7 protein-coding genes are annotated in these 8,843 nt (G+C 72.6%); 3 read left to right on the forward strand and 4 right to left on the reverse strand.

Annotated elements, in window-relative coordinates; genetic code table 11:
* Positions 1-97: 97 nt before the first annotated feature.
* From whiA to uvrC, 4 genes are read right to left on the reverse strand one after another with little or no spacing between them, the layout of a single operon-like run.
* On the reverse strand, positions 98-1,087 hold the full coding sequence (gene whiA / locus ACIBN2_RS40960) for a DNA-binding protein WhiA (protein WP_393868114.1): 990 nt from the start codon (positions 1,085-1,087) through the stop codon (positions 98-100).
* Positions 1,078-2,154, reverse strand: a complete 1,077-nt coding sequence (gene yvcK / locus ACIBN2_RS40965) for a uridine diphosphate-N-acetylglucosamine-binding protein YvcK (protein WP_399142512.1) — start codon at positions 2,152-2,154, stop codon at positions 1,078-1,080. The genes whiA and yvcK overlap by 10 nt, the downstream gene beginning before the upstream one ends.
* Positions 2,151-3,110, reverse strand: coding sequence for an RNase adapter RapZ (gene rapZ, locus ACIBN2_RS40970; RefSeq protein ID WP_399142514.1), 960 nt, complete (start codon positions 3,108-3,110; stop codon positions 2,151-2,153). Before rapZ ends, yvcK begins: the two co-directional genes overlap by 4 nt.
* Positions 3,107-5,137, reverse strand: coding sequence for an excinuclease ABC subunit UvrC (uvrC, locus tag ACIBN2_RS40975; protein WP_399142516.1), 2,031 nt, complete (start codon positions 5,135-5,137; stop codon positions 3,107-3,109). The genes rapZ and uvrC overlap by 4 nt, the downstream gene beginning before the upstream one ends.
* Before the next feature lie 306 nt (positions 5,138-5,443).
* Here uvrC and ACIBN2_RS40980 point away from each other — a divergent pair, with 306 nt between their 5' ends.
* The 3 genes from ACIBN2_RS40980 (at position 5,444) to ACIBN2_RS40990 (ending at position 8,617) form a co-directional block, all read left to right on the forward strand.
* Positions 5,444-6,400, forward strand: a complete 957-nt coding sequence (locus ACIBN2_RS40980; RefSeq protein WP_399142517.1) for a hypothetical protein — start codon at positions 5,444-5,446, stop codon at positions 6,398-6,400.
* A 199-nt stretch (positions 6,401-6,599) separates the two neighbouring features.
* Positions 6,600-7,709 (forward strand): LacI family DNA-binding transcriptional regulator, encoded by a 1,110-nt coding sequence (locus ACIBN2_RS40985; protein WP_399142519.1) that lies wholly within the window; start codon positions 6,600-6,602, stop codon positions 7,707-7,709.
* Positions 7,706-8,617, forward strand: coding sequence for a carbohydrate kinase (locus ACIBN2_RS40990; protein ID WP_399142520.1), 912 nt, complete (start codon positions 7,706-7,708; stop codon positions 8,615-8,617). The genes ACIBN2_RS40985 and ACIBN2_RS40990 overlap by 4 nt, the downstream gene beginning before the upstream one ends.
* Positions 8,618-8,843 lie beyond the last annotated feature (226 nt).

The raw sequence follows: 8,843 nt of genomic DNA on the forward strand, positions 1-8,843 counted from the left end.
CATGATCGAGTCAAGGGCGCCTCAAGGACAGGAAAACGCCGGTGCCGATCGCCCAAGTGGGCGGCGGCACCGGCGTGTTGAACGATTCTCCGCCGGCTCAGCCGACGAGGTTGTCGGCCATCTCCTCGGTGATGCTGGACTCCGTGCCCGGAATGCCGAGGTCGGAGGCACGCTTGTCGGCCATCGCCAGCAGCCGGCGGATACGGCCCGCGACCGCGTCCTTGGTCAGCGGCGGGTCGGCGAGCGCGCCCAGCTCCTCCAGCGAGGCCTGCTTGTGGTCCATGCGCAGCCGGCCGGCGGCCGCGAGGTGCTCGGGGACCTCGTCGGCGAGGATCTCCAGGGCACGCTGCACGCGGGCGCCCGCGGCGACGGCAGCACGCGCGGAGCGGCGCAGGTTGGCGTCGTCGAAGTTGGCGAGGCGGTTCGCCGTGGCTCGCACCTCGCGGCGCATCCGGCGCTCCTCCCAGGCCAGCACCGACTCGTGCGCGCCGAGACGGGTGAGCAGGGCGCCGATCGCGTCGCCGTCACGGACGACCACGCGGTCCACGCCGCGCACCTCGCGCGCCTTCGCGGCGATCGAGAGCCGGCGGGCGGCGCCGACCAGCGCGAGAGCGGCCTCGGGGCCCGGGCAGGTCACCTCCAGGGAGGACGAGCGGCCGGGCTCGGTGAGCGAGCCGTGGGCCAGGAACGCACCGCGCCAGGCGGCCTCCGCGTCGCACGTGGCCCCCGAGACCACCTGCGGGGGCAGACCGCGGATCGGGCGGCCCCGGCCGTCCACCAGGCCGGTCTGCCGGGCGAGCTGGTCGCCGCCGGCCACGACCCGGACGACGTAGCGCGAACCGCGGCGCAGTCCGCCCGGTGCCATCACGATCAGCTCGGAGCTGTGGCCGAAGATCTCCAGGATGTCCCTCTTCAGGCGCCGCGCCGCCATCGCGGTGTCCAGCTCCGCCTCGATCACGATCCGCCCGCTGACCAGGTGGAGGCCGCCGGCGAACCGCAGAATGGCGGAGACCTCCGCCTTTCTGCAGCAGGTCCGGGTGACGGGGAGCCGGGAGATCTCGTCCTTCACCGCTGCCGTCATCGCCATGGGCCGATCCTTCCATGCATCCGAAAAATACGGTCGTACGCGGCAGCCAGCAGCTCCGGATCGTGCCGCGGAGTTCCGTCCCTCCGGGCCACCGGCGCCAGCTCGACCGCGGCCCCGAGCCGCTTGGCGGCCTCGGTGAGCACCTCGCGGTCGGGAACGGCGGCCTCGTCGGCCAGCACCACGTCCAGGGCGAGTTTAGGGGCGTGTCGTCCCAAAACCTCCAAATGACGCTGCGGTGAGAAGCCTTCGGTTTCTCCGGGCTGCGGAGCGAGGTTCAGCGAGAGCACCCGGCGCGCCTTCGTCTCCATCAGCGCGTCCAGGAGATCCGGCACGAGCAGATGGGGGATGACGGAGGAGAACCAGGAGCCCGGGCCGAGGACCACCCAGTCGGCGTCCAGGACCGCCTCGACGGCCTCCGGGACGGCGGGCGGGTCGTGCGGCACGAGGTGCACGGACTGCACCTCGCCGGGCGTCAGCGCCACGGTCGCCTGGCCGCGCACCAGGTCGACGTCCTCGGGCCGGTCCGGGTCGTGCCCCTTGACCAGGGCCTGAAGCTCCAGGGGTACGGCGGACATGGGCAGCACGCGCCCGTGCGCGCCCAGGAGCTTGCCGACCAGGTCGAGCGCCTGGACGTGATCGCCGAGCTGCTCCCAGAGTGCGACGATCAGGAGGTTGCCGACCGCGTGCTCGTGCAGGTCGCCCTTGGACTGGAAGCGGTGCTGGATGACACGGGCCCAGGTCTGGCCCCAGTCGTCGTCACCGCACAGCGCGGCCAGCGCCTTGCGCAGGTCGCCGGGCGGCAGCACGCCCAGCTCGTCGCGCAGGCGCCCGCTGGAGCCGCCGTCGTCGGCCACCGTGACGACGGCGGTGAGGTCGCCGGTGATCCGGCGCAGGGCCGCGAGCGAGGCGGACAGGCCCATGCCGCCACCGAGGGCGACGACCTTGGGCTGGGTGCCCCGGCGGCGCGCCCGGGCGCCGCGGGCCTCGACCGGCCGGCCGGCGCGCGACTCGGGCACCGTGCGGCGCAGCCGGCCGAGCCGGCTCGGCCGCGGTGAACGTTCCGTCATTCGCGTCCCATGTCCCGGTGTACGACCACCGTCTCCACGCCCTCGGCCGCGAGGCGCGCGGCGAGCTTCTCCGATGTCGCCACCGAGCGGTGCTTGCCGCCCGTACAGCCGATCGCGATGGTCACGTACCGCTTGCCCTCGCGGCGGTAGCCGGCCGCGATCAGCCTGAGCAGCTCGGCGTAGCGGTCGAGGAACTCCTTGGCGCCGGGCTGGTTGAAGACGTACGCCGACACCTCCTCGTTGAGACCGGTGAAGGGGCGCAGCTCCGGGACCCAGTGCGGGTTGGGCAGGAAGCGCATGTCCGCGACCAGGTCGGCGTCGACCGGGAGGCCGTACTTGAAGCCGAAGGACATGACGGTCGCCCGCAGCTCGGGCTCCTCCTCGCCGGCGAACTGGGCGTCCATCTTGGCGCGCAGCTCGTGTACGTTCAGGCTGGAGGTGTCGATCACCAGGTCGGCGTCGCCGCGCAGCTCGCGCAGCAGCTCGCGTTCGGCCGCGATGCCGTCGACGATGCGGCCGTCGCCCTGCAGCGGGTGCGGGCGGCGCACCGACTCGAAGCGGCGCACCAGGGCGTCGTCGGAGGACTCCAGGAAGACGATCCGCCGGGTGACGCTCCGCTGGTCCAGGTCGGCGAGGGACTCGCGGAGGTTGTCGAAGAAGCGGCGGCCGCGGACGTCGACCACCACCGCGATCCGCGCCACGTTGCCCTGCGAGCGGGCTCCGAGCTCGACCATGGTGGGGATCAGGGCCGGCGGCAGGTTGTCCACGACGAACCAGCCGAGGTCCTCCAGACACTTGGCGGCCGTCGACCTGCCCGCTCCGGACATGCCGGAGATGATCACCAGTTCGGGGATGGCCGAGTCCGGCACACCGGCCGGCTCGCCGGCCGCGCCCGTGCTCACCTGTGCTCCGTCTCCGCCTTGGTCCTGTTGCGCTTCGTGCTTGTTCACATTCATGTCTCCTGCCCCCGTCGTTCGTCCGGGGCGCCCGTCGTCACGGGCTCCCCACTGGAACCCATGGTGCCGGGTTCCTCCTCCATGATCTCTCCAGTCGCCGTGTTCACGGCGGGTGCGGCCGGGGCCGCCTGGGCCAGGGCCACGGCGATCGTCTCGGCCGTCTTGCGGCCTATGCCGGGCACCTCGCAGATCTGGTCGATGGTGGCGGATCTCAATTTCTTCAACGAACCGAAGTGCTTGAGAAGTGCCTGCTTGCGGGAGTCCCCGAGGCCGGGCACGTCGTCCAGGGGGCTCGAGCGGAAGCGCTTGGCCCGCTTGGTGCGCTGGTAGGTGATCGCGAAGCGGTGCGCCTCGTCCCGCACGCGCTGGAGCAGGTAGAGGCCCTCGCTGGTACGGGGCAGGACCACCGGGTCCTCCTCGTGCGGCAGCCACACCTCCTCCAGGCGCTTGGCGAGGCCGCACACGGCGACGTCGTCGATGCCGAGCTCGTCGAGGGCCTTCTTGGCCGCCGCGACCTGCGGCCGGCCGCCGTCGACGACGACGAGCTGCGGCGGGTAGGCGAACTTCTTGGGGCGGCCGTCCTCCTCGGTGAGCGCGTCCTCACCGTCGGCCCACTCCCCCGTCTTCTCCTTCTCCGCGAGGTAGCGCCGGAAGCGGCGGTTGATCACCTCATGCATCGAGCGGACGTCGTCCTGGCCCTCGAAGCCCTTGATCTGGAAGCGGCGGTACTCGCTCTTGCGCTGCAGGCCGTCCTCGAAGACGACCATGGAGGCCACGACGTCGTCACCCTGGAGGTGCGAGATGTCGTAGCACTCGATCCTGAGCGGGGCGCTGACCAGGTCGAGGGCCTCGGCGATCTCCTCCAGGGCGCGCGATCGCGTCGTCAGGTCCGAGGCGCGCTTGGTCTTGTGCAGCACGAGCGCCTGCTGGGCGTTGCGCTCCACCGTCTCCATCAGGGCCTTCTTGTCGCCGCGCTGCGGGATGCGCAGCGAGACGTTCGAACCGCGGCGCCCGGCGAGCCACTCCTGGACGGGCTCGACCGGCTCGGGCAGGGCGGGGACGAGCACCTCCTTGGGGACGGCGTCGCCCTTCTCCTCGCCGTAGAGCTGCTGCAGGGCGTGCTCGACGAGGGCACCGGTGGTGACGTCCTCGACCTTGTCGGTGACCCAGCCGCGCTGGCCGCGCACGCGTCCGCCGCGGACGTGGAAGATCTGGACGGCCGCCTCCAGCTCGTCCTCGGCGACCGCGATCAGGTCGGCGTCGGTCGCGTCGGCGAGCACGACCGCGCTCTTCTCCATGGCCTTCTTCAGGGCCTCGATGTCGTCGCGCAGCCGGGCCGCCCGCTCGTACTCCATGTCCTCGGCCGCCTCGGCCATCTGCTTCTCCAGACGGCGGATGTACGTCCCCGTGCGGCCGGCCATGAAGTCGCAGAACTCGTCGGCCAGTTCGCGGTGCTCCTCCTCCGAGACGCGGGCGACGCAGGGGGCGGAGCACTTTCCGATGTAACCGAGCAGGCAGGGGCGGCCGGTGCGGGTGGCGTTCTTGAAGACACCGGCCGAGCAGGTGCGCACCGGGAAGACGCGCAGGAGGAGGTCCACCGTGTCGCGGATGGCCCACGCGTGCCCGTACGGCCCGAAGTAGCGCACGCCCTTGCGCTTGTGCCCGCGCATCACCTGCACGCGCGGGAATTCCTCGTTCATGGTCACCGCGAGGTACGGATAACTCTTGTCGTCGCGGTACTTGACGTTGAACCGGGGGTCGAACTCCTTGATCCAGGAGTACTCCAGCTGAAGTGCCTCGACCTCCGTGGACACCACGGTCCACTCCACGGACGCGGCCGTGGTGACCATGGTGCGAGTGCGGGGGTGCAGGTTCGTCAGGTCCTGGAAGTAGTTCGCCAGGCGCTGGCGCAGGCTTTTTGCCTTTCCGACGTAGATCACCCTGCGGTGCTCGTCACGGAACCTGTACACCCCTGGGGTGTCCGGGATCTCACCCGGCCGGGGGCGGTAGCTGGAGGGATCGGCCATGTCCCACACCCTACTGGCGGGGACCGACAGTCGGCGGGCCTGTGGACAACGCCCGGCCGCGCTCCGGGAAGGCCCGCACGGCGCACCCGCGCCGGGCCGCTGATCGCGTCTCGGCCAGGAGCACGTCGCTGTTGGGTTTCAGGTGTTGTCGGGACTAGGTCAACACGCTTCAATGCGTGGGAACTCGGGGCCGTGAAGGACGGCGTACGGATGTGAAGACGCCCCGGCGCCGACGGGGTGGCCCCGAGAGCGAGCGCGAAACCCGGCCCGACCAGCCGTAGTGAGCATTCACAGAAAGGCCCCTGCATGCCGCACGCCACACAGCACGCGGACGTCGCCGCCGTCGCCACCGCGGAACTGGACTCAGCCCTGCGGGGCGGCCCCTTCCACGTGGCGCTGCGTGCCGCGATCGCCGCCCGCGGACTGCCGCTGCAGCGGGTGCAGCACCATCTGTCGCGCCACGGTGTCAAGGTCGGTGTCACCAGCCTGAGCTACTGGCAGCAGGGCGCCCGGCGCCCGCAGCGCCCCGAGTCCCTGCGGGCCGTGCGCGCTCTGGAGGAGATACTCCAGCTGCCGGAGGAGTCACTGATCCGGTTGCTCGCGGAGCCCGACGAGGGCACGTCCGCGCGCCGGCCCGCGGGCCGCTCCTACCGCTCCCTGGTGGAGGCGTCGGGCGTCCTGCAGCGGATGCTGGCCGAGCTGGGCTCGCCGCCCGACGGCGGGCTGCACACCCTGGGCCACCACGAACTGGTGCGGATCGGCCCGCGTCGTGAGCTGGCGGCGCGCGAGTCGCACCACATCGTGCGCGCCCACAAGGACGGCGTCGACCGCTTCCTGGCCGTCCACCACGGCGACCCGGGATGCGTGCCCGAGCGCATGGGCGTGCACGCGGTGGAGAACTGCCGCACGGGACGCGTACGCGTGCACCAGGACACCGGCGTGCTCGTGGCCGAACTCCTCTTCGACACCCGGCTGCGGGCCGGCGACACCTTCCTCTTCCGCTACGGCATCGAGGACGGCACCGCCGGGGTCTCCCGCGAGTACGTCCGCGGCTTCGGGCCGGCCGGCGGGCAGTACGCGCTCCAGGTGCGCTTCGACGCGAGAGCGCTGCCGTCCCGCTGCCACCGTTTCGCCCAGCACTCCCCGGCCGCCCCGCGCAGCGGCCGCCAGGAACTGCGCCTCAGCGACCCCCATCACTCGGTCCACCTCGTCGAGCCCCGGGTGCGGACGGGGATCGTGGGGATCGGGTGGGACTGGGAGTGAGGCCCCGTCCCGAGCTGCCCGGTGCCGTTCTGTGCTGGACGTAAACGTTTGCGCAAGCGTTTACGTCCGGCGGGGAATGGGATACGGTCCGGCCGGGAGGCCCTTGTCCCCGGTACCGGAAGGCCCGCGTCCCCGGTCAGGGGGCGGCTCGGGAAGGGGCGCGGCTCGGGAAGGGGCGCGGCTCAGGAAGGGGAACGCGATGGCCACGATGGCCGACGTCGCTCGGAGCGCCGGGGTCTCCGTGGCGACCGTGTCGCACGTCCTCAACGACACCCGGCCCGTCCTCCCCCACACCCGCCAGGCGGTCCTCGACGCGATCGACCTGCTCGGCTACACCCCGAACACCCTTGCCCGCTCCCTGGTGACCTCGCGCACCCGGTCCATCGGGCTCGCGGTCTCGGCGATCAGTAACCCGTACTTCACGGAGATCCTCCAGGGCGTCGAGGCCGCCGCCCTGGAACAGGGCTACAGCCTGCTCATCGCCGATCCGCACGACGACCCGGAACATGAGCGCAAGGTCGTCCAGCTGCTGCACGAGCGCCGGGTGGACGGCATGATCGTCGCGCCGTCCGCGGACCCCCGGGAGCTCGTCGCCTACCTCGGCCGGCACGAGGTCCCCGCCGTCTTCCTCGACCGGCTCGTCGGCACCCCGGCCGACGGCGCGCCGGCCGACGGCACAGCGGAGGACACCACAGCAGAGGACGGCGCACCCGCCGACGCCACGCCGCGCTACGACCAGGTCTGCGCCGAGAGCGCCGAACCGACCGCCCGCCTCGTCGCACACCTCGCAGAGCTGGGTCACCGGCGGATCGGGCTGGTCGCCGGGCTGCCCGGGCTCAGCACCACCCGCGAACGCATCGCCGGCTACCGCCGGGGCCTGGCCGGCTCCGGACTCCCTTACCAGGAGCGCCTGGTGGCGCACGGCGACTCCGAGTCCGCCGGCGCCGAACGCGCCACCGCGGAGCTCCTGTCCCTCCCCGCCCCGCCCACCGCGCTGGTCACCGCCAACAACGCGATGACCATCGGCGCCCTGCGTGCGCTGCGGGACCGCGGTCTGTCCGTGCCCGGCGACCTGGCCCTGTGCTGCTTCGACGACTTCGCCTGGGCGGATCTGTTCTCGCCCCGGCTCACCGCCGTCGCCCAGCCCAGCAAGGAGATCGGCGCCCAGGCGGTGCGCATCCTCCTGGAACGCCTCGCTTCCCCCGGCCGCCCCGCCCGCACATTGCGGCTGCCGTGCACCTTCGTCCATCGCACCTCGTGCGGGTGCCCCGAACCGCCCGCGCAGTCCGAGAAAGGAACCGCCCCGTGATCGTCGTCGCCGGTGAGGCCCTGATCGACCTGGTACCGCAGGGCACGGGTGCCCTCGCGGGTCTGACGCCTGCGCTCGGCGGCGGCCCGTACAACACGGCCGTCGCCCTCGGCCGCCTCGGCTCCCCCACCGCCTTCTGCTCCCGCACGTCGCGCGACGCCTTCGGCGAGGCGCTGCTCGACGGGCTGCGCGCGGCCGGCGTCGACGTCTCGGGCGTGCAGCGCGGCGCCGAGCCGACCACCCTCGCGGTGGCCACGATCGACGGGAACGGCTCGGCCGCCTACTCCTTCTACGTCGAGGGCACCGCCGACCGGCTGTTCTCGGCTCCCGAGGTGCTCCCCGCGAAGACACGCGCCATGTCCTTCGGCACCTGCTCGCTCGCCCTGGAGCCCGGGGCGACCGCGTACGAGACGCTGATGCGCAAGGCCGCCGCACAGGGCGTCTTCACCGCGCTCGACCCCAACATCCGGGCGGGCCTGATCCCCGACGCGGACGCCTACCGGGCCCGGTTCAGGAGCTGGCTGCCCTCGGTGACGCTGCTCAAGCTCTCCGAGGAGGACGCCCTCTGGCTGGGCGGTTCCCCGCGCGAGTGGCTGGCCGCAGGGCCCGCGGCGGTCGTGATCACGCATGGCGGCGACGGGCTCACCGCCTTCACCCAAGACGGCGCCGTGTACTCCGTGCCGGGCGAGAAGGTCGACGTCGTCGACACCATCGGCGCCGGCGACACGGTCAACGCGGCCCTGCTGCACGGCCTGTCCGACCGGGACGCACTGTCCGCGGACGCGCTCGCCCCTCTGGGCGCCGACGGCTGGACCCGCCTGCTCCGGTTCGCGGCCCGAGCGGCGGCCATCACGTGCTCGCGCGCGGGCGCGGAGCCGCCGTACGCCGACGAAGTGGGCGCGGTGTAGAGGCGGTTCGCTCTCGTCGAGGACCTGGAGTACCGCAACGGGCGGGGGGGCCCCGGGGGGGGGGGGGCGGGGGGGCCCCCCCCCCCGCGGGGGGGGGGGGGGGGGGGGGCCGGGCGGGGGGGGGGGGGGGGGGCCCCGGCCCCCCCCCCCCGCCCGTCGCCGTTGGATCTACCCGTCGGTAGCATTTCGGTCATGGCAGAGACTGAGCAGGTTGACCCGAAGGCCG

This window comes from Streptomyces sp. NPDC050534 (genome assembly GCF_044457745.1).
Lineage (GTDB): Bacteria > Actinomycetota > Actinomycetes > Streptomycetales > Streptomycetaceae > Streptomyces.